Source organism: Flagellimonas sp., from assembly GCF_965233845.1.
Classification (GTDB): Bacteria; Bacteroidota; Bacteroidia; order Flavobacteriales; family Flavobacteriaceae; genus Flagellimonas.
Genome location: NZ_OZ247584.1, coordinates 2,451,858 through 2,473,928, shown reverse-complemented (window position 1 = coordinate 2,473,928; position 22,071 = coordinate 2,451,858). Strand labels below are relative to the sequence as shown.

The window sequence follows — 22,071 nt, the reverse complement described above, 5'->3', positions numbered from 1 at the left end:
AGATGACATATAAGGCCCAGTTTGGCATACTACGGATCGCAGTATTGATTCTTCTAGTAGCTAGCCTTTATGGTTGTGTGGAATCTTTTGTACCGGAAACTGAAACTTTTGAGGATGCGTTGGTCATTGAGGCTACCCTCACCAATGAGGTGAAGCAACAGGAAATATTGTTGAATCGGGCTTTCCGTCTGGAAGATTTGGTTCCAACACCGGAAGTAAGTGCCAATGTGACCGTGGTGGATGACCTTGGTAACCAATACGAATTTCAAGAGGTATTCCCGGGAACCTACGGGTCGGTAACCGAATTTGGAACTGTGCCAGGTAGAACCTATCGGTTGTTGGTTACCACCAGGGATGGGCGCACCTATGAATCGGATCCGGTTTTGGGACCAGAACCCACTCCCATTAATAATTTGATGGTTTCCAGAACAGCCAATGATGGCACGGAGGGCGTTGACATATCAGTAGAGTACGACAATTCCCAACTTTCCAAGTACTTGCGATACAAATTCGAAGAAACATATAAAATAGTTGCTCCTTCGTGGAGCGGGCAAACCCTAAGGATTCTAGGGGGTGAACTTGTGGTTTGGCCAATAGAAGGTGATGTGGGGCGTACCTGCTACAATACCGATTCATCCAACGATATCATCTTGAACAGGCCTCAGGAATCCAACTCGGGTGAGGTGCAAAGATTTTCGGTGCGATTTATCGATAGAAATAATTTTATTTTATCGCACCGCTATAGCATTCTCGTCAAACAAATGGTCATCTCCCAGGAATCGTACAGTTATCTGGAGACATTGGAGGAATCGACTGCTGAAGGCGATTTGTTTTCTCCAAGTCAGCCTGGATTTTTTAGTGGGAACGTCCGCTCAACAAGCAATGCAAATGAAAAAGTACTCGGATTCTTTCACGTAGCATCCGTAACATCCCAAAGAATCTTTTTCAATTACAACGACTATTTTCCAGATGAGGACTTACCTCCGTATGTAGATGGCTGTTTGCCATTTGTTGCACCTTTGGAAACCAACGATGGGACCCCAGATATTTTTGATCTTTTGGCCGATGATATGGTGCGATACCATAGTACAACTCCAACAGGAGATATTGCCGTTGTTTCAACGGTTTGTGCAGATTGTTCTGTGATGTGGGAAACAACCGAACCTGAATTTTGGGAAGAATAACAAGTATGGATGGAATGGCTGTCATAAGAGAAATTGTTAAAAGTTTGATTGCGGGTTTCATGCTATTGATTCCTTATATTACCAATGGGCAGGCCATGATTTCAGATAACCATGGTAAAAATTTGGTTTCGAACTACACCCACCAAGAAATGGTGTACCTCCACCACAACAAATCCTTATTATTAGCAGGGGAACAGTTGTACTATAAAGTATATGCATTAAAATCTGAATCCACAACTCCAAGTAATTTTAGTAAAATAGCCTATGTAGAATTGATTGGGGAGAATGGGGACTTAATTTTCCGTCATAAAATTAAACTGAAGAATGGTGTTGGGCAGGGCGAGTTCTTTATTCCGGTAACAGTACCTTCGGGAAACTACAAACTTATTGGATATACCCAATGGATGAAAAATTTCGGCTTGAATCACTTTTACACCGGTGACATTGGTCTGATCAATCCATTCCAAAGTGATCAGCGGGCCATTGTACAAAAGGCCCAGGATTCCATTCTACCATCCATAAAGACAATAGGGCACACAGACCTAAAGGAAAGTGTGGAACCCAATCCGTTTTTCGCTTTTGAATTGAGCAAAAAGGAATTCAGTACTCGGGAGCGGGGATTATTGATTGTACGATCACTCCAAAAAGGAATTCCCAAGGGAAACTACTCGGTTTCCATTCGCAAAGTGGATTCTCTGGGAGGACCACAGCTGTCTTCAGCCCAGTCGTATGTAAAAAAACGCAACTCGCAATTAGAATCAAGGACTAGCCCATCAAACCCAATCTATTTACCGGAACTGAGGGGCGAATTGATTTCAGGAACGATCACGTCCAAGGATCCGGGTTTTGTACTGGAAGAAGAGGAAGTGGCATTATCCATTCCGGGGAAGCAGTTTGTCCTTAAGCTAACTCGGACCAATTCGGCAGGGGAATTCTATTTTAATCTAAACCAAGACTATTTGAACAGCAAGGCCTATGTTCAAATTTTAGGCGAGAATTGGGATAAATATGATCTTCAAATCAATGAACAACCTTCTATGGATTATGGAGATTTACAATTCAACAAGCTACGTATTTCAACAGAGATGGCGGATTTGATATTGAAGCGGAGTGTTCACAATCAAGTAGAAAATGCCTTTATCGAGTTAAAACAGGACACGGTAGTGCCCATAGCACAGACATTGCCCATTTATAGAACCTTCTCCAAGATTTATGATTTGGATGATTATACCCGATTTTCAACGGTTAGGGAGACGGCTTCCGAAGTCTTGGAGCATGTATGGGTGTTCAAGCAAAAAAATGGGGAAGAAGTCCTCAAAGTTAGGAGCGGGGAAGATGACATAGCCTCAAATCTTTTACCATTGGTACTGGTGGATGGGTTGTTGATACAAAAGCATTCGGATATTATTGATTATGATGCGAAAAGGATCAAACAAATCCATATCTCCCGGGAAGATTGCGTGATAAACTCCATTGTTTATAATGGAATCATAGCAATGGAAACATTGGAAGGTAGCTTTCCGGAGGAATTCAACAGGGATTACATCCAGGTTGTGGAACTATTTGCTCCTTTGCCTACAAAAAAGTACTTCAACCAAAAATACCATCAAGCCACAAGATCAGACACAGACCAAATCCCTGACTTTAGGGAACAGTTGTTATGGTTACCCCAGGTGGTATTAGATTCAGACCCATCTCCAATAGAATTCTACACTTCTGATGTAGTTGGTTGTTATGAAGTGTCTTTTGAGGGGTTTACTGAACAAGGGAACCCGATTTCCTGGAAGGAAACCTTTGTGGTCAAATAAAATTTCCTAAATAACCTATAACATGATCAAAACTTTATCCCTTGCACTTTCTTTATTATGTTGCACGATTTTGCAAGCCCAAAAAACCGATAACTGGCCGCAACCTGCGGGACCCAACGGTAACTGGATGATAAAAACAGAAGCCAAAGTGCCCACTGAATTCAGTGTGACTACCGGGAAAAATATTCTATGGACAGCGGAATTACCGGAAGGTGGTCAGAGCGGGATTACTGTTTGGGAGGATACCATTTTCTTGACAGTTATGAGTCCCATTTTTGAGGTAAAAGAGGGGCAACCCATAAAAGGAGCGAATGTTTTGGCCTTAGGTATAGATGCGAAGGATGGGGAGATCCTTTGGGAAAGGGAGCTAAAAGGGAGTGCCCAAAGTGAATATATGTACGGTTTTAGTGATTCCTCAACTCCAGGGCCAGTAACTGACGGTAAATATGTTTGGTTCTTCAATGCCAGTGGTAATCTAAGCTGCTTTGATCTTAAGGGGAAACGGATTTGGGAAAGAACTTGGAATCCGGTAGAGGAGTTGGACGGGGTACATTTTCCATTCAATAAACAGTTTGAACCTTTTTTAGCTGGGGACTTGGTGATAAGCATGGAGACCTATTGGAAAAAAGATGGGGAACGGGTTTACGGTTGGAACTACTTATACGGTATAGACAAGAAAACGGGTGAACAGCAATGGATATCTGAAGATGGGCTTACACATTACAATACTCCTGTGATGTCCACAACCGTTGAAGGAAAGCCAGCAGCTTTAATTGGTAGGGGAGGGCACCACGATGTTCCCGAAACCCCTGTTGGATATTCCCTAATCGACTTGGATAATGGAAAACGGATATGGAAATACGATGCAGATGAAGGTCTGGCGCTGTACAATGCCACTTGGAATGAAGATTACGCAGTCTGGTATACTGAAAAGGAATGTGTGGTCCATTTGGTGGATTCCAAAAGCGGGAAGCTTCAACGAAAAATATCGCTGACCGAAAATGCAGATGTTAGAATGTATGATACTGCCCAAGGTTCTTATACACTCCAAGAAAACGTGGATATCCAAAAGGACTTGGAAATCAATGTGTTCCCAGCTTGGTTTACCAACATCATTGTGGAGGACAAACTGTACTTTCTATGTTTCAAATCAGGGAACTATCGCAAGAACATAGGGCCAGATTATACAATGGCCAGGGTAGATTTAAAGTCTGGGAAGGCTGAATATTTGCAGGTTCCGGTGCAAGTGGCATATAAAGGTGGAACCAAATCCTATATCTGGAACCAAGAACTTACTACGGAAACCATTAATAGTAGAGGCTTGGACGTTTCCAACGACAAGAGATCCCGAAGGGATGGCTGGCATTGGAATTTTAATGGCAACCCCATTGTTGTGAATGGGAAGATTTACTTTACCACCATGTTGGGAGTAGTGTACTGCATAGATACAACAACCGATGTTTTTGATGAAAGGGCTTTGATAAGCTTAAATGATTTGGGCCCCAAAGGAAAGACATGGTCCGTTAATACACCTTCATATGCAAACGGGAAACTCTACCATAGAACCCTCAAACATTTGATTTGCATAGGAGAGGAATGACCTTAAATTGATGTGAATTCCATTCTTATTGCGCATTCAAATTAATAATAATGGATTCTTTATTGGCTTTGTAACAAATTCCGTAAATCGTCAACTAACCATTGTCAACTAAAAACAATAAAAAATGAACGCGCACGAAATAGATTATGACATTTACGGGGAGGAAATGCAATATGTAGAAATTGAGCTTGACCCCCAAGAGGCAGTAGTAGCAGAGGCTGGCAGCTTTATGATGATGGATACTGATATTAAAATGGATACCATTTTTGGAGATGGGTCAGGACAGGATTCTGGAGTATTGGGGAAACTTTTCTCTGCAGGGAAAAGATTATTGACAGGTGAAAGTTTGTTTATGACGGCCTTTTTAAACATTGGACAAGGCAAGAAGAAAGTAAGTTTTGCCTCTCCCTATCCAGGAAAAATTTTGCCTATAGACTTGTCTGAAAAAGGAGGCAAATTCATTTGTCAAAAAGATGCCTTCTTATGCGCAGCCAAAGGGGTATCCGTCGGAATTGAATTTTCCAAACGACTGGGGCGCGGCTTATTTGGCGGCGAAGGTTTTATCATGCAAAAGTTGGAAGGAGATGGATTGGCCTTTGTGCATGCAGGCGGAACCATGGCCAAAAAAGAACTGGCTCCTGGGGAGGTACTTAAAGTGGATACTGGATGCATTGTGGGCTTCTCCCACACCGTTGACTACAATATTGAATTTGTGGGTGGTATTAAGAATACCGTATTTGGCGGCGAGGGACTTTTCTTTGCCACCTTGCGTGGCCCCGGAACCGTCTATGTCCAATCCTTGCCTTTTAGCAGGTTGGCCGGAAGGGTGTTGGCTTCCATTCCCCGCGGAGGAAAGGACAAAGGGGAAGGAAGTATTTTAGGTGGTCTGGGCGACATTGTGATGGGGGATAATCGGTTCTAGACAGAAGACACAAGACAAAAGACATTAGACAAGTGTAAAATAGTTTTATTTTAGTCCTTCAATAACCGTGGATGGACTTTTCAGAACTATTCGATTTCCTGGCCCAACTTCAAAAAAACAACTCCAAAGAATGGATGGATGCCAACCGAAAGTGGTATAGAACTTTACGGAATGAATTCGTTGTTTGGCTGGACGATTTGGATTTGACGATGTCACACCTACATGATGATTATTACCCCACCCCAGGTAAGAAAGGCATCAACCGAATCAACAACAACTTAATGTTCCATCCGCATAAACCTATATATAAAGATCATTTCGGAGCAGGTTTGGATAAAGCGCCCAATACAGCGGATTTTTACATAGAGGTGGGGGTAAAACAATGTTTGTTGGCCGGGGGATTTTGGCGTCCAGACCCCAAAACCCTTCGTAGTATTCGTGATGGGATTGATTACAATGGAGAGGAGCTCCAGGAGATTTTGGACAGACCAAGCTTTAAGGAGACTTTTGGGAGTTTGTACGAGGATGAAAAATTGACCAATGCCCCGAAAGGATTTACAAGCGATCATCCGCATATTGACCTTCTACGAAACAAGACCTTTGCCGTGGTGCATGAGATGAAAAAGGAAGAGGTTTTACAGGATGATTTTAAGGAGAAAATTAAACTAGTTTATTTGGAGATGCTTCCCTTTCGCCGATATTTGAACAATGCAGCATCCGTTTAATCTAATATTTTACTTCTGTGCAACCCGCAACCCATAACCTATGAAAAATGGAACCGTAAGAAACGTAAGCAAACAGTTGCTCTCGGACAATTGGTATACCCTTAACAAGGTCACTTTTGAATACCATCGGGAGGATGGTGAATGGGAAACCCAGATTAGGGAGGCCTATGATCGTGGTAATGGGGCTGTAATTTTATTGTACAACAAGGAAAAGAAATCGGTAGTGCTGACGCGCCAATTTCGAATGCCTACCTATTTGAATGGTAATACCGATGGAATGATGATTGAGGCCTGCGCGGGTATTTTGGAGAAGGGCAATGCAGAGCAAACCATCCGAATGGAAGTGGAGGAAGAAACAGGCTATAAGATTGATACCATTGAAAAGGTATTTGAGTCTTATATGTCCCCAGGTTCAGTTACGGAAATTCTATACTTTTTTATTGGGCAATACCATGAGGAAATGAAAGTAGGTGAGGGTGGCGGCGCTGAAGATGAGACCGAGAACATTGAAGTGTTGGAAATGCCGTTTAAGCAGGCGCTTAAAATGATAGGCACTGGTGAAATTCGGGATGCCAAGACCATTATGCTCTTGCAATATGCCCAAATACATAAGTTATTCGATTAGCAGTTTTACGACCAATAAGGCATGGATATCAAGAAAATTGCCTTGGGCGGGGGGTGTCACTGGTGCACCGAAGCTGTTTTTCAGTCCTTGTTGGGCGTGGAAAAGGTAGAACAGGGTTTTGTTTCTCCTAAACGCGAATTAAATGCTTTTTCTGAAGCGGTGATTGTCCACTACAATCCAGAGTTGATTCCGTTGAAAGATTTGATAGCCATCCACCTACATACGCATAAGAGTACAAGCGATCATTCCTTTCGAAAAAAATACCGATCTGCCATTTACGCTTTTACGGAAGAAGAAAAAATCGAATCCAAAACCACTTTGGAAGAACTTCAGAAAGATTTTGAAAAAGAATTGATAACACAAGTATTTCGTTTTGGAAGTTTTAAACCCTCCGAAGTCCAATTTCATGATTACTACTTTAACAACCCCACCAAACCTTTCTGTGAAACCTACATTTCTCCAAAACTGCAACTGCTAATGCAAAAATTCGGAGGATTGGTCAATCAAGAAAAAGTCAATACTTCTCATGAATTGACGTAAGGGTTTCAAAGATATACGTTCGAATTTCGTGTGGTGGCACCCTAAAATGGTTGTTCATAAAACTGAAAATGAATACTGATCCGGATTTGGTCTTGAGGTACCCACTAAGGTTGTAATGATTCCCAAAAGAACCAGACTTTGCAAAAATGAAGGGTTGTTGGCCTGGATGTTTCCAAGTGTCCACGGTACCCGTGGCATCCCACATAGGAAAAAGTTGGAACAAACGCTCTTCGGGGATTTCAGTATGTAATTTTTTCAAAATATGCACCAGAGAATTGGGTGTAAAAAGATTGTAGCGGGATAGTCCGGAACCATCAACCCATCGCGGCTTGTGCGGTAGGTCGCTCAAATGCTCGTCCAACATGGTATTTATTGCAGTTTTGGTGCTCAAGGTATCCGATAGGGTAGAAGAGGCCAGCATCAGGATTTGCTCCGCTAAAAAATTGTCGCTTTTATGCATCATCCGCTTGTAAATGGAATCCATGGGAATCCCGTACAAAATTTCCTTGGTCCCTTGCGGAAATTCATCCACCAAAGCAACATCCTTTCCCAAAACGTCCTGCAACAATCGCTGGGACCTATCAATGTCAGTAATAAACGGAACTTCTATAGTGTCTGTAATCTTAGGATTCAAGTAAAACTGATTCCGGAACTCCTCCCTTCGGAATTGTGCCTCTTTGAGTTGAACACTATCCGAAAACAATTCAGGAGATGCTTTAAATGTTGGAACATTGGACAAGGTCACCACATTTCCATATAGTGGAAGAGCACTTTTCTCCGGGGAGAAATAGGTATCAAAGTCTTCCCAAGCCCAACCTGGTCCATATCTATCTTCGGTAGCATTATGCGGGTACCAAAGAATGGTATTGTGTTTCTGAATTAAATCGATAGCGGTACTGTCCTTAAAATACGGGTGGAGCAAGCTGGGATCTCCGGTTCCTTCAAAGTATAGGGTATCGTTTTGGGAGCTATACTTCAATGCCGGCACTTGCTGAGGTAAAAATTTAGTGCCGGTATAAAGGGTTACAATTTTGGTGTTGCTAGCAGGAGTAAAATATCTATCCCCATTATGGTTGTAAACTTCCTTTTGTGCATCGATATTAAAAACAACCAGACTGTGGAAAGAGCGGTTGAGCGGTGAAGATTCCAATTTGGATTCAAAACGGGCAAAGCGGGAAGAAGAGCAGCTGACAAGCAAGAAAAAGACTACGAAACTTTTGATTGCTAGATAGTTAACTCCTTGATTGTATGAGCGGTACATTTTACGTTTTATCGATTTTAACACGAAATTATTTAATTTTTAACTCAGAGCTCATGCTTTGCTCCTTGTTTTTTTATAATTTAGGTGGACAACCTTTTAATCCAAATCATAGTTATATGCCAAGAGCAATGTTAGATTACACCAAAACCGTCCTGCAAAAGGTTAGTTTTGATGCTAAGCTATTCGCTAAAGAACTCAAGAAAGCCGTTTCAAGGTTATTACCAAGTGAAATTGAAGAACTTAAAATCTGGTTGCAATATTTTATATTGGATAAACCAGAATTGCAACCGACGTTACTGCTGATAAAAGCGTAACAAGAAAGAGCCGTTTTAAGTAAAACGGCTCTTTTTTTTATGGTCACTTTCCAAAATTGTTTTGGCGATACATTTCTTATTTGGCCAAGGGACTGATGATTTTGACATCCTGAAAGGCTATAGCTCCTTTCACGATACTGGAGATTACCTCTTTCAGCGCCTCCGTTATTTGAATCTTCAATTCGCTTTTGTGATAGATCAAACTGATCTCCCTGGCCGGTGATGGATTTTTGAACGGCCGCAATTGGCTAACTTTTTTTGAATCCAGTTCCAACGTATTCAAGTAAGGCAACAGTGTCATTCCCATCCCTTCGTCGGAAAGACTCACCAAGGTTTCAAAGCTTCCACTTTCAATTTTAAAATGTTCCTCTTGATGGTTCTTGGGTGTTTTGCAAAGATTGATTACCCCGTCCCTAAAGCAATGCCCATCCTGTAGCAAGAGAATATCACTGACATCCAAATCCTCAGTACCCAATTCTTTATGGTCAGCCAAACGGTGGTTGCTAGGAACATAACCCACAAAAGGTTCATAATACAATGGGCGTTCCTTGATAAATTCAATTTCAAGGGGCGTGGCCGCTATTCCCGCATCCAAATGCCCATCCAATATATTCCGAATCAAAGCCTCTGTAGGTTGCTCCTTTATGATCAGGTTAACCTTGGGGTACTTTTTAATAAAAGTATTCAGGAACATGGGAAGCAACGTGGGCATTACCGTCGGTATGATTCCAATGGTATAATCCCCACCTATAAAGCCCTTGTCCTGATCCACGATATCTTTGATACGTTCGGCTTCAGCCACAATGTTTTTGGCCTGGGCAACAATTTTTTGGCCTACTTCGGTGATGGTTATGGGTTTTTTGCCCCGATCAAATATTAAAATATCCAGCTCGTCCTCCAATTTCTGAACCTGCATGCTTAACGTAGGTTGGGTAACATAACTCTTTTCGGCGGCAAGGGTGAAATTTTTGTGCTCGGCAACGGCCAGGACATATTGCAATTGGGTAATGGTCATTAATATAAATTTTAGATATAAATGTATAAAAAACCATCAGTAATATTTATACTATAAAACTAGAAAATGGGAGTTCTATCAAATTCAATTGGGTACCATGGACGAGTATTTGTCTTTGGATTCAAAACCGTATATTTAATTGGTGCCTAACCAGTGATTTGCAGCCATGACCGATTCAGATCTAAATCAACAGCAATGGGTAGATTTCCTGAAGCAAGTGACTTTCTTTTCAGAAGTTGGGAAGTCCTCGTTGCAGCAGCTTTGCAAACATCTCCAAAAGGAACATTTTGATGCCAATGACCGCATTATCCAAAAGGGTGAGGTGGGAGATGCCATGTATGTTATTTATGAGGGCAAGGTAAAAGTGCATGACAAGGATCACCTATATATTACACTATCCCAGTTTGAGTGTTTTGGCGAATATGCCCTAATAGATGAGGAGCCTCGTTCGGCTTCGGTAACGGCAATGGAAGAAACCACCCTGTTAAAAATTGGAACCGCTCATTTTGTGGAATTGATAACGGCAGATAGAGGATTTGCCCAGGGGATTTTGTCCGTTTTGATCAAAAGACACAGGGAACTTGATATTATTCAAGAGCGGTTGACCGTGTCCAAAAGGGATTTGGAACTGGCCAATTCCAAGATGATGGGTTTGATCAATGGCGCCATGGATGCCATCATCATGTTCGATAGTAACTTTAGGATTTTGGTCGCCAATGCGTCAGCTAAGGAAATTCTGGAAAATGAGGATGTTATCCAGAGGAACATCCTGTTTTTTATGGACGAAGAAAGCGCACATCTGCTGGAAAAATTGGTAACAGAGGATTTGGATGGTGATGGAAAAAGCATGAACACCTATCTGCCCAAGGTGGTCAAGGTGATTGGTTCCAAGGAAACAGCAACGCTTAACGAAGGCACTATAAGTAGATATGGCAACGAAAGAAAATCGTTCTATACCCTAATCCTTAGAAATATAGATGAGCGGTTACAAGCAGAAAATAAAATCAATTCCTTGAAGAACCAGACCCAGTATTTACAGGAAGAAATCAAGGAGCTGACCAGTGGCTACGGCATCATAGCGAAACACCGATCCATGAAAAAAGTACTGGACTTGATAGAACGGGTGGCGCAAACCGGAGCCACTGTTTTGATTCAGGGTGAGACAGGAACAGGTAAAGAGTTGGTGGCCAGGGCCATCCACATGGCCAGTGATCGCCATGAAAAACCCTTAATCAGGATCAATTGCGGAGCCATCCCTGAAAATCTAATAGAAAGTGAACTTTTTGGCCATGAAAAAGGCGCATTTACCGGAGCTACGGCAAGTAGAAAAGGGAGGTTCCTTTTAGCAGATAAAGGCACCATTTTTTTGGATGAGATAGGGGAGTTGCCACTTGCCCTCCAACCCAAACTGCTAAGAGTGATTCAAGAAGGTGAATTTGATCCTGTGGGGAGCTCTGATACGGTCAAGGTGGATGTGCGAATTATAGCCGCAACCCATAGGGACTTATTACAATTCTCCAAGGAAGGGAAATTTAGGGAGGATTTGTTCTATCGGCTCAATGTGTTTCCCATTCAAATTCCAGCATTGCGGGATAGGGGTTCGGATGTCTGTTTAATAGCCAACCAGATCATGGGTCAGTACAGCGGTAAACTCAATAAACAGATCAATCTGCTTACCAAAGAAGAGGAACAACTTTTTCTCAATTATTCGTGGCCTGGAAATGTTAGGGAGTTGCAGAATCTGGTAGAACGCGCCATTATAGTTTCCCAGAATGGGCAGGTAGATTGGGAGAGTATCATCCCAAATGCTTTGAAAGAGCAGGCGATTGAACCGAGCACCGAGGTGGACTACATTTTCACTTCGCAAGAATGGGTGACAATGGAAAAGGAAAACATTTTAAGGGCTTTACGGAAAACCAACTGGAAAATATCAGGCGAAAAGGGCGCTGCTGTTTTACTGGGATTGCCCCCAACCACACTAACTTCAAAAATTAAGGCACTGGGCATAACAAGACCGGTGTAAATTCACGAGATTTCATAATTACACTAACGACATTTCGCCAATTAACGAAATATCGCCACATAAATTTTCTTAGTAAATCAATGTAATCATTTGATAATAAGGTTATTATGATTTTTGGCACGCCAGATGCATCTTCTATGGCAAATGCGAAATATTTAATCTTAAAAACAAAAAAATGATTACAACAGCAAACATTAAAAACGGAGTAAACGTAGATCAATTGGTAGAAACCATCAATCACGTTCAAGAAGATCCATCATTGGCCAAATTTGAGTTTAGAGCCAAAACCAATTGGATCGAGGGAGGTCACTGTGTGACCAGCATCAAAGATTACTATGGCGTAGGTAGTGAGCACACGGAGAGAAGCAAGGATTCTTTCACCATGGAAGCCGACCATGTAGAGGTACTTTTGGGTCAGGATAAAGCACCTAACCCTGCCGAAACTGTATTGCATGCTTTGGGATCCTGTCTTACAGGAGCCATGGTTTACCATGCCGCTGCCCAAGGAATCGATATTGAAGGTATGGAGTCCTCTTTAAATGGAGGTTGTGACCTTCACGGATTCTTGGGGCTTGATCCTGAGGTCAGAAAAGGATTCAACGGAATCACCGTGAAATTCAAAGTGAAATCTGATGCTTCTGAAGAGCAACTACGGGCACTTTCACAATTCTCACCTGTGTTTGACATGCTTACCAACCCAACTCCGGTTTCTATCGAGTTTGAAAAGTAAGATTGAAATAAGCCGCCCAAACGGGCGGCTTATTCACCTTGCATAACCCAATAGCCTTACTAGTCATCTGTCTCCCATGAAAGAACAACGATACATCATCGTAAATGGAAACCAAGCTGCAGCACATGTGGCTTATCGGATTAACGAGGTTTGTGCCATTTATCCTATCACCCCAGCTTCGGAAATGTCCGAATTGGTGGAAGCTTGGAGTGCAGATGAACAGGAGAATATTTTTGGAGGCGTTCCATCCATCATCGAAATGCAAAGTGAGGGTGGAGTAGCGGGAGCCATGCACGGGGCACTACAAACTGGAGCACTTTCCACAACTTTTACGGCATCACAAGGGCTTCTGCTCCTGATGCCCAATATGTACAAAATTGCAGGTGAACTGACACCCAATGTCATCCATGTGGCCACAAGATCGGTGGCTACACATGCCTTATCGGTTTTTGGAGATCACAGCGATATCATGGCAGTCCGCAATACGGGATATGCCTTTTTAGGGTCGGCATCTGTACAGGAAGCAATGGACTTTGCCTTGATTTCACAAGCCGCAACCTTGGCTTCAAGAGTCCCTTTTGTTCATTTTTTTGATGGGTTTAGAACCTCCCATGAAACTTCCAGAATTGAAAATGTCAATGATCATGTGATTCATGCCATGCTCAACAACGAACTTATTAAAGCCCATAAGAAAAGAGCGCTCAGCCCCAACAATCCATTTGTGAGGGGAACTTCACAAGGGCCAGATGTTTTCTTTCAAAGTAGGGAAGCTGCCAATCCTTATTACAATGCTTGCCCACAAATCGTTCAGGATCAAATGGATGATTTTGCCAAACGTACCGGAAGACATTATCGCTTATTTGATTATGTGGGACATCCTAATGCAGAACGAGTGGTTGTCGCTATGGCATCCGCAACAGAAACCTTGGAGGAAACCATTAACCAACTTAATGACCAAGGGGAAAAAATAGGATTGGTAAAGGTGCGTCTTTTTAGGCCTTTTAGCACCAAACATTTAATTCAGAGCCTTCCGGATTATTGCAGAGCCATTGCTGTTCTCGACCGTACCAAGGAATCAGGTGCTACTGGGGAACCGCTGTATTTGGATGTGCTTCAGTCCGTGGTTCAATCCTTGGGAACCAAATTTAAAATACTTCCAAAAGTGGTAGGCGGACGTTATGGTCTTAGTTCCAAGGAATTTACCCCATCCATGGTCAAAGCCATCTTTGATAACTTAAAACAAGAAGAGCCAAAAAACAATTTCACTGTTGGAATAAAGGATGATGTTACCCAGATGAGTCTTCCGATTAATGAAGAAATCCAAATCCAGGGAAAGTATTATCAAGCTTTGTTTTATGAAACCAAGAGTGCGGATACGCAACGGTACTTTAATGCTGGAATAAGCTTGTTGGGTAGCTGTACAGATACCGATGTTCAGGGATACACTGAGTGTGATTATAAAAAATCCAGTTCCAGAAGCGTTTCCAATTTACGGATTTCAAAACATCAGATTAAAGCTCCCTATCTTATCCAGAATGCTGATTTTGTTGCCTGCGATTCGGTTCAATTTCTAAAATCGGATAATGCCCTTCAACGTATTGCAGAGGAAGGAACTTTGCTTGTAAATTCCGAGCTTTCACCAGAGACCTTTTGGGCCGAACTCCCTTTCAATATTCAACACTGCATCCAACAGAAGAATATTGCCCTATATCTGGTTAACCTAAAGGCATTACCTGCCAGCTTTATGGTAAATGGATATACCATCTCCTCACTGCATGCGTGGCATTTTGCGATGACAAAAGACCTTCCCAATAGCTTGTTTTCAACGGAATTGAAAGAGAGTATTGCCTTAGTGGATACCACTGAAAACACGACTGAAAAAGGTACATTTTTACATGAAGATGAAGCGTTAGCCAATACACTTTTAGGCAGTCTTTTGGCAGGGCGCGGGAATGAGATTCCAACAAGCATGCTGCCTGTGGATGGTACCTATGAAAGCGGAACATCAAACTACATAGTTCGAAATTCCAAAGAAGGAATCCCTGTTTGGGATACAGACCTTTGTACGCAATGTGGAGCCTGCAGCATGGCCTGTCCGCAAGGGGCATTGCGGATAAAAGCTTATGAAGTTGACCATTTACAAGGTGCACCTGAAAGATTCAAGTCCATTCCATTTTTGGAGGAAGTGGAAGGGATGGATTTGCTTAATTATACCGTTCAGGTTAATCCGGAACAATGTACATCCTGCAACAATTGCGTGGATGCCTGTCCGGCAAAGGCTTTGGTTGTGAATGTCCACCCTTCCAAAATAGAAACTGAAAGAAAAAGTTGGGAATTTTTCCGCAAGCTCCCTGAAATGGACCGTACGAAAATTGATACGACCAAGGTTTCACAACAACAATTGCAAGAACCTTTGTTCAAATACCCGATGGGAGTGGATGGATGTGGAGAGGCCCCTTATCTGAAACTGTTGTCCCAGTTATTTGGAGATCGTATTTTGGTGGCCAACGCTACAGGTGCAAGTTCCATTTTTGGCGGTGCCTTGCCAACCACGCCTTGGTCCAAAAATGCAGCGGGTAGGGGACCTGCCTGGTCCAACTCCTTGTTTGAGGACAATGCGGAATTTGGGTTAGGCTTTCGGTTGTCATTGGACTATCAGGAAAAGCAAGCCAAAAATCTATTGCTTAAGTTGGGGGATGTTCTTGATTCCGAGTTAGTGGGCTCGATATTGGGCGCATCCCAGAATACAGAGGCTGAAATCCTCCAGCAAAGGCAACGGGTAGAGAAACTAAGAAAAGACTTGCTTCTCTTGGAAAGAGCCGAAGCAGGAGCACTTTTGGAATTGCTGGACAGTTTGGTTAAACAAAGCGTTTGGATTGTTGGCGGGGACGGATGGGCGTATGATATTGGTTACGGCGGATTGGATCATGTGTTGGCTTCAGGCAAAAATGTAAACATTTTGGTCTTGGACAACGAGGTTTATTCCAATACAGGAGGGCAAATGTCCAAGGCAACCCCTTTTGGGGCTTCCGCCAAGTTTGCGGCAAAAGGTAAGCTCAAACAAAAGAAGGACCTGGGTATGTTGGCTATGGGCTACGAAGATGTATATGTAGCTTCCGTGGCAATAGGGGCAGATCAAGAACAAACTTTAAAAGCGTTTTTGGAAGCAGAGCAACACGATGGTCCGTCTATAATTCTGGCGTATTGCCACAGCCCTGCCCACGGCATTGATATGCGTCACCCATCCCAATACCATAAAGCTGCAGTGGAATCCGGTCAATGGTTATTGTATAGAAACAACCCTAACAGAACAGCGGACGGATTAAATACTTTGGAATTGGATTCTGACGAACCTTCCATGGCCATTTCTGATTATTTGAGGATGGAAGGGCGTTTTGATGCGCAATTTGAAATGCATCCAGCCCATTGCGAAAGTTTTATGGAAAAAGCTCAGCGGGCAGTATATGAAAGATATCTAAATTATAGGGCGAAAGAGCGTAGGGAGCCTATGCTTATTTCTCATCCATTACCGTAGTGGATTGCCAGTTACCAGGAGCTCCAGAAATGGCATAGATGCTGGCTTTATTCTGAAAATACTGGACTACGGAGTCATTCGGGTTTTTGGATAGGACTGCCTCAAAAGCTTCAGTGGCTTCTTCAAACTTTTGGTCAAAGAATAGTTTGACACCTTTTTTATAGTCTTTGAGGGTCTCCAGTTTTAGGGAGATACTGGAAATACTATCCCCATCTATACACTCGTAGATACCCATGGCTTTTTGCTTGCCCTTGACCTTTACTTTGCCCAGATATCTAAAATTAAAACCGCTGGAATCCTTCATGGACTTCAGACAACTTTCACTAATGATGATGTTGGCTCCATAGTGCTTGGTGACCCCCTCCACTCGGGCACCGCTGTTTACCGTATCCGCAATTACAGCTGGGTCATTTCTTTTGGAGTCCCCAATAATACCCATGACCAAGGGACCTGAATGTAATCCCATACCAACCGTGATGGGTCGGTATCCTTTTTCTTCCATTCTTCTCTTGTTGTATAGTGCCAGTGTTCGCTGCATTTCAATAGCCGCGTCCAGTGCATTCTCTGCGCTTTCTGGAAAGAGCGCCATAATGCCATCGCCCAAATACTGGTTTACAAAGCCTTGGTTTTCTTTGATTATTGGCCCCATTCGCCCAACATATGCGTTGACAAATTTGAAGTTTTGCTCCGGCGTCATGGTTTCCGCCAAAGGGGTATAATCCCTAATATCACTAAATAAAACTGTGACATTCTTTTCTATATGGTCTCCGAGTTTCACATCAGTAATGGATTCTTTTCCAACGGAGTGGACAAATTCCATTGGTACAAATTTGGAGGTGGCACGATGGATGGTATTCAGATTGATATGGGTTTTAATGCGACTTAGCAGCTCATTTTTGGAAAACGGTTTGGTCAAGTAATCGTTGGCTCCCGCATCAAATCCTGTGACCAACTCATTAACCCGGTTTTTGGCAGTCAGCAGAATGATGGGCAGTTCACTTGCTGGGATATTCTCTCTGATTTTCTTGCAGACCTCATATCCCGACATGCTTGGCATCATAACATCCAGAAGAACAAGGTTGAATGGGATTTCGGATTCCATGGCTTTTAAAGCCTCTTTGCCAGAACTTACTTCTACCACGGTATATCCGGCCATAGTCAAATGGTTTTCCAGAACACGTCGGTTCACAGGCTCATCATCCACCACAAGAATTCTGAGGGATTCCTTGTTGGGATCAGGCTGTATTGATTTTACATTCTCCTCTTCCTTATAACTATTCAAGTTCTGAACAAAATCCGCGGTGGACTTGTTTTTCTTTTTTAGCTCCTTCCGTTTGGTTTTGCTCAAGGGCAGCGTAAATGTAAAAATGGAACCCTTGCCTTGTTCAGAGGTTGCTTCAATGGTGCCCCCGTGAAGTTCTACCAATTGTTTGGTAACCGAAAGACCCAGACCTGTCCCTCCATACTCCCTCTGGGTGGAACCGTCGCCTTGCTCAAAAGAGTTGAAAATGGTCTCTAGCTTGTCCTCGGGAATTCCAATTCCTGTATCGGAAACGATGATGGACAGCATCTCCTTTTTGGTTTCGGCCAGTAGGGTGATATATCCCTTTGGGGTGAATTTGATGGCATTGCCAATCAGATTGTGCAAGATTTGCTGCAATCGGTTTTCATCGGCATCAACCAAGGGAATTTCTTTGGGAATGGAATTAATGAACTTTATTTTTTTGTCTTGGAGCAAGGGTTGGGAAAGCTGCAAAACAATATTGGAAACTCCATGGACATCCACCGGGCGCAAGGCAAGCTCCAAATCCTGGTTCTTTAGTTTGGAAAAATCCAAGATGTCGTTCACCAAATGGGATAACCTTCTGCCACTATTGGCAATCATATCTAGGTTATCCATGGCCGTTTTTGGAAGCTTTCCTGCAATCCCATCCTTTAAGGATTCCGTAAGTCCAATAATACCCACCAAGGGGGTGCGTAGCTCATGGGAAGTATTGGCAAGGAACTCGTCCTTGAGCTTGTCAATTTTCTGAAGTTCAGATACGCGCTGCTTCTCTATTTCGGTTCTTTTTCGTTCTTCCTCAATGACCCTTTTCTTTTCCTGGTCTGCCTGCTTAACGCGCTGCGCGTGCCTATAGCGATTGAAAACAAACAAGAGCACCAAGAAGCCCGCAATGGAAACACCGATAATGATATTCCTTAACGTGGTTTGTTGTTTAAGCTTAAGATCGTTGATTTCTGCATCCTTTTCCAAAGCCGCAATGGCATCTTGCTTCTTCTCCGTATCAAATCGTACTTGTAGTTCCTCTATTTGTTTGGATTTTTCGGTATTGAACAAACTGTCCTTGACCGCAACATATTTGTTTCTAAAATTCAAGGCGTTTTGATAGTCTCCCTTTTCTTCATAGAGTTGGGATAGTAGGCCATAATTTTTCTGAAGCTGGGCCTTGGCTCCCATTTCTTCAGCGATCTGAACGGAGGTAAGCAGACTTTCCTCTGCCGTATTAAATCTCTGGAGCGCTATATTGACCGCACCAATCTGCGTATGACTTTCGGAAAGACCCATACGTTGACCCAGTTTTTCCCGAAGTGCCAGGGCTCTATTGTGATACTCCAAGGACTTGTTGTATTCCTTCTGAAAGGCAAAGACCTTTCCCAAAGCTTCATAATCATAGGCCATGCCCCACTCACTATTTGTCTCCATGTCCAGTGCCAAGGCTCGATTTAAGTATTCCACGGCGAGGGTATATTCCTTGGACTGCATATGGGTATCCCCAATGTTGAAGAGACAGTTGGCCATTTCTGTTTTGTCCCCTAGCTCTGTAAAGATGTCCAACGCTTCTTGGTAGGATTGCATGGCTTCGGCCTTTTTGCCTGTGTTCTTAAGGATTTCGCCAATAGCATTAAGTATGGTTGCTATGCTGAAGGGGTCCTCGTGTTCTTCATATATTTTTAAGATGTCATAGTATATTTCTAGGCTTTTCTCCGCTTTGCCCAGATCATCTAGAATTACAGCCTTTTGATACAACCCATTTGCCAACTCAAAAGGTTTATCTGTCCTGCGTTTGTAGTCAAGGTATTTATCTATGTAGTCCAAGGCAAGGTTATAGTCCCCATTTTGCCTTGCCAATACAGCATATTGGTAATAGGCGAGGTAGATACCCCATTCTATACCTGCTTTGGAACTAATGGTATGAAAACTGTCGATGTGTTTTTTGGCCAGATCGGCATTACCACGATTATTGATGTATTCCCAAGAAATGTTTTTTAAGATCCGGATACGGGCAGAATCTGAGACCGCTGATGGATAGAGCCGTTGCAAGCTATCAATAACACTTTCTTGTCCTTGTAGTCCAATTGCTAGAAGGAACAATACCACGGTTATGAAACAGTACTTTTTGATGATTGTGGTTTAAAGGTTGATTAACAGCTACTTAAATTTAACGTTAAAACCAATAAAGACAAAATTAAGTGGTTGATATGGGCCATTGGCGTCCGAACTTGCCCTAGGATGGGCATACTTCAGTTCGTCCTTAAAATTCTACAATTGGGTATAGCCAATTGGTTTATGAAAAGGCGCAGTGACAATTTTGTGGCATCAAATAACGAACAGTCATGAAAAGTCAACTGCTATTTTTTCTTTTTTTATGTAACCTGGCCACTCTTTTGGGACAGACCACCATATCAGGTTTGGTTACCGATTCCAAAAATGAACCTATTGTAGGAGCCAATGTGTATTTGGAAGGTACTTACGACGGTGCATCTACAGGAGAAGATGGCTCTTTTAGTTTTGAAACCACCGAAACTGGAACCCAAACCTTGGTAATTTCCATGTTAACCTACGACCCACATTACGAAGTTGGGGACGTGAGTTATTTTACGAATTTGAAAATTAGTTTGGCGGAATCCATAAATGCGTTGACAGGGGTAACACTTACCGCAGGAACGTTTGAGGCTGGGGACAACTCCAAGGTGTCCGTGTTAAAACCATTGGATATTGTTACCACCGCCGGTGCAGCCGGGGATTTTGTGGCGGCTTTGCAGACTTTGCCGGGCACTACTACCGTCAATGAAGATGGAAGATTGTTTGTACGCGGAGGCGAAGCAGGAGAGACGCAGGTTTTCATAGACGGTCTTCGGGTGTTTCAACCCTTTAATGCCACAGCGAACAACATTCCCACCCGTGGCAGATTTTCACCTTTTCTATTTAAAGGTATTACCTTTAGTACTGGAGGATACTCTGCAGAGTATGGCCAGGCATTGTCCAGTGTGTTGTTGTTGAACACCACGGATGTTCCGGTTCAGGATAAAACGGATATATCCGTAATGTCTGTTGGAGGGGGAGTGGGACATACCAAAATCTGGGGGGATGAGTCCTTGAGCATAAACACCTCCTATATCAATCTTTCCCCGTATGAGGCCTTGATTCCTTCTGACCAAGGTGTTGAATGGAATAGTCCCTATGAATCCATTTCCGGGGAGGCTGTCTTTAGAAGCAAGGGGAATAAAAGCATGTTCAAACTGTATACTGGGTTTAACCATGCCGATTTGGACATAGAACAAGAGGACATCAATTATGAAGATTTTGTCCGATTTGGGCTCACGAACAACAACTTATATTTCAATTCTTCCTATAAACGCTACTTTGAAAACGATTGGAGCCTGACTACGGGAGCAGCTATTTCTTGGGATACCAATTCCATTGGATTGCAGGAGAATGCCATCGAAACCAAAGAAACGGCTTCACACATAAAGGTAAAAGCCCACAAGAACTTTAGTAGTAGGTTCAACCTCAACATGGGATTGGAGTTCTTTGCCATGAATTACAATGAAACTTTCAGTACGCCTGAAAACACCACTTTCAACAATGAGTATCAAGATCGTTTGTGGGCAGGCTTCACTGAAGCTGATATTTTTCTTAGCAATCAGTTAGCCATGAAATTGGGCGCTAGGGTAGAGCATAGCTCTTTACTAAATGCCTTTGAGCTAATGCCAAGAGTTTCCCTAGCCTATAAGCCGGGAGATAAAGGTCAATTTTCATTGGCATATGGGGATTTCTATCAAAACCCACTTTCCGAGGTGGTTAAGTTTGGTCAGCCACTTGGTTCTGAAAAAACCTCACATTATATCCTGAATTATCAAAGGGTAGGGGATGGAAAGACTTTTAGGGCAGAAGCGTATTACAAAGACTATGATAACCTGATAAAATATGATACGGAAATGCCACAATTCAACTCAAGCTTCGATAATAGCGGAAATGGTTATGCTACTGGACTGGATGTGTTTTGGAGGGATAACAAGAGCATAAGCCAATTGGATTATTGGATTTCCTATTCGTATTTGAACACCGAAAGGGACTATCGAAACTTTGAAGTGCGAGCTACGCCCAACTTTGCTCCAGAGCATAGTTTGTCCGTTGTAACCAAATATTTTATCACCAAGCTTCGCTCACAGGTGGGACTATCCTATTCCTATGGGTCGGGCAGGCCTTATAACAATCCGAACACACCAGAATTTTTAGCTGAAAAGACGAAGTCTTTCAATAATCTAAGCTTCAATTGGGCCTACTTGATAGATCAACAAAAGATCCTATACTTTTCGGTCAATAATGTATTGGGATTCAAGAACATTAGCGATTATCAGTATGCCAACGCTCCCAATGTGGATGGTATTTTTGACAGGCGCGCCATTACTCCAGCAGCAGACCAATTTTTCTTTGTCGGTTTCTTTTGGACCATCAGCAGTGATGGTAAAAGCAACCAGTTGGATAACCTATAAATCTACCCTGG

At 42.7% G+C, this 22,071-nt stretch carries 15 protein-coding genes; 12 read left to right on the top strand and 3 right to left on the bottom strand.

All coding sequences use genetic code 11. The annotated features are described in order from the left end of the window. The first annotated feature begins 2 nt into the window (after nt 1-2). The 7 genes from ACO6S0_RS10875 to ACO6S0_RS10845 all read left to right on the top strand — a co-directional run bounded on the left by ACO6S0_RS10875 (nt 3) and on the right by ACO6S0_RS10845 (nt 7,404). Nucleotides 3-1,184: a DUF4249 domain-containing protein gene (locus ACO6S0_RS10875; RefSeq protein ID WP_422348406.1), complete on the top strand. Its 1,182-nt coding sequence runs from the start codon at nt 3-5 to the stop codon at nt 1,182-1,184. A 14-nt stretch (nt 1,185-1,198) separates the two neighbouring features. Beyond that, a complete protein-coding gene (locus ACO6S0_RS10870; RefSeq protein ID WP_422348405.1) occupies nt 1,199-2,992 on the top strand; it encodes a hypothetical protein in 1,794 nt (597 codons plus the stop codon). 22 nt (nt 2,993-3,014) lie between these two features. Beyond that, nucleotides 3,015-4,592 (top strand): PQQ-binding-like beta-propeller repeat protein, encoded by a 1,578-nt coding sequence (locus tag ACO6S0_RS10865; RefSeq protein WP_422348404.1) that lies wholly within the window; start codon nt 3,015-3,017, stop codon nt 4,590-4,592. A 124-nt stretch (nt 4,593-4,716) separates the two neighbouring features. Next, nucleotides 4,717-5,514 carry a TIGR00266 family protein gene (locus ACO6S0_RS10860; protein WP_420400161.1) on the top strand — a complete coding sequence of 266 codons (798 nt, stop codon included), beginning with the start codon at nt 4,717-4,719 and terminating at the stop codon, nt 5,512-5,514. 71 nt (nt 5,515-5,585) lie between these two features. Beyond that, nucleotides 5,586-6,239 (top strand): DUF2461 domain-containing protein, encoded by a 654-nt coding sequence (locus ACO6S0_RS10855; RefSeq protein ID WP_422348403.1) that lies wholly within the window; start codon nt 5,586-5,588, stop codon nt 6,237-6,239. A 40-nt stretch (nt 6,240-6,279) separates the two neighbouring features. Further along, nucleotides 6,280-6,864: a GDP-mannose pyrophosphatase NudK gene (nudK, locus tag ACO6S0_RS10850; protein ID WP_422348402.1), complete on the top strand. Its 585-nt coding sequence runs from the start codon at nt 6,280-6,282 to the stop codon at nt 6,862-6,864. A 21-nt stretch (nt 6,865-6,885) separates the two neighbouring features. Next, nucleotides 6,886-7,404: a peptide-methionine (S)-S-oxide reductase gene (locus ACO6S0_RS10845; RefSeq protein ID WP_422348401.1), complete on the top strand. Its 519-nt coding sequence runs from the start codon at nt 6,886-6,888 to the stop codon at nt 7,402-7,404. Here the strand turns inward: ACO6S0_RS10845 and ACO6S0_RS10840 are convergent. Beyond that, complete coding sequence (locus ACO6S0_RS10840) at nt 7,379-8,665, bottom strand: D-alanyl-D-alanine carboxypeptidase (protein WP_422348400.1); 1,287 nt, start codon at nt 8,663-8,665, stop codon at nt 7,379-7,381. The genes ACO6S0_RS10845 and ACO6S0_RS10840 overlap by 26 nt on opposite strands. On the opposite strand from ACO6S0_RS10840, the gene ACO6S0_RS10835 reads away from it, so the two are divergent. Further along, nucleotides 8,653-8,979: a hypothetical protein gene (locus ACO6S0_RS10835; protein ID WP_422348399.1), complete on the top strand. Its 327-nt coding sequence runs from the start codon at nt 8,653-8,655 to the stop codon at nt 8,977-8,979. The two genes, ACO6S0_RS10840 and ACO6S0_RS10835, sit on opposite strands and share 13 nt — an antisense overlap. 76 nt (nt 8,980-9,055) lie before the next feature. Here the strand turns inward: ACO6S0_RS10835 and ACO6S0_RS10830 are convergent, their stop codons facing one another. After that, nucleotides 9,056-9,994 (bottom strand): LysR substrate-binding domain-containing protein, encoded by a 939-nt coding sequence (locus ACO6S0_RS10830; protein ID WP_422348398.1) that lies wholly within the window; start codon nt 9,992-9,994, stop codon nt 9,056-9,058. Nucleotides 9,995-10,160: 166 nt separating this feature from the next. Between ACO6S0_RS10830 and ACO6S0_RS10825 the strand changes: the two genes are divergently transcribed. The 3 genes from ACO6S0_RS10825 (at nt 10,161) to ACO6S0_RS10815 (ending at nt 16,282) form a co-directional block, all read left to right on the top strand. Continuing rightward, nucleotides 10,161-12,017, top strand: coding sequence for a sigma 54-interacting transcriptional regulator (locus ACO6S0_RS10825; protein ID WP_422348397.1), 1,857 nt, complete (start codon nt 10,161-10,163; stop codon nt 12,015-12,017). A gap of 175 nt (nt 12,018-12,192) precedes the next feature. Further along, complete coding sequence (locus ACO6S0_RS10820) at nt 12,193-12,747, top strand: OsmC family protein (protein WP_420400154.1); 555 nt, start codon at nt 12,193-12,195, stop codon at nt 12,745-12,747. Nucleotides 12,748-12,823: 76 nt separating this feature from the next. Next, entirely contained in the window at nt 12,824-16,282 is a 3,459-nt protein-coding gene (locus tag ACO6S0_RS10815) for a 4Fe-4S binding protein (protein ID WP_422348396.1), read from the top strand. Here the strand turns inward: ACO6S0_RS10815 and ACO6S0_RS10810 are convergent. After that, nucleotides 16,260-19,655, bottom strand: coding sequence for an ATP-binding protein (locus tag ACO6S0_RS10810; protein WP_422348395.1), 3,396 nt, complete (start codon nt 19,653-19,655; stop codon nt 16,260-16,262). The two genes, ACO6S0_RS10815 and ACO6S0_RS10810, sit on opposite strands and share 23 nt — an antisense overlap. A 242-nt stretch (nt 19,656-19,897) precedes the next feature. Here ACO6S0_RS10810 and ACO6S0_RS10805 point away from each other — a divergent pair, with 242 nt between their 5' ends. After that, entirely contained in the window at nt 19,898-22,060 is a 2,163-nt protein-coding gene (locus tag ACO6S0_RS10805) for a TonB-dependent receptor (protein WP_422348394.1), read from the top strand. The last annotated feature ends 11 nt before the right edge of the window (nt 22,061-22,071 follow it).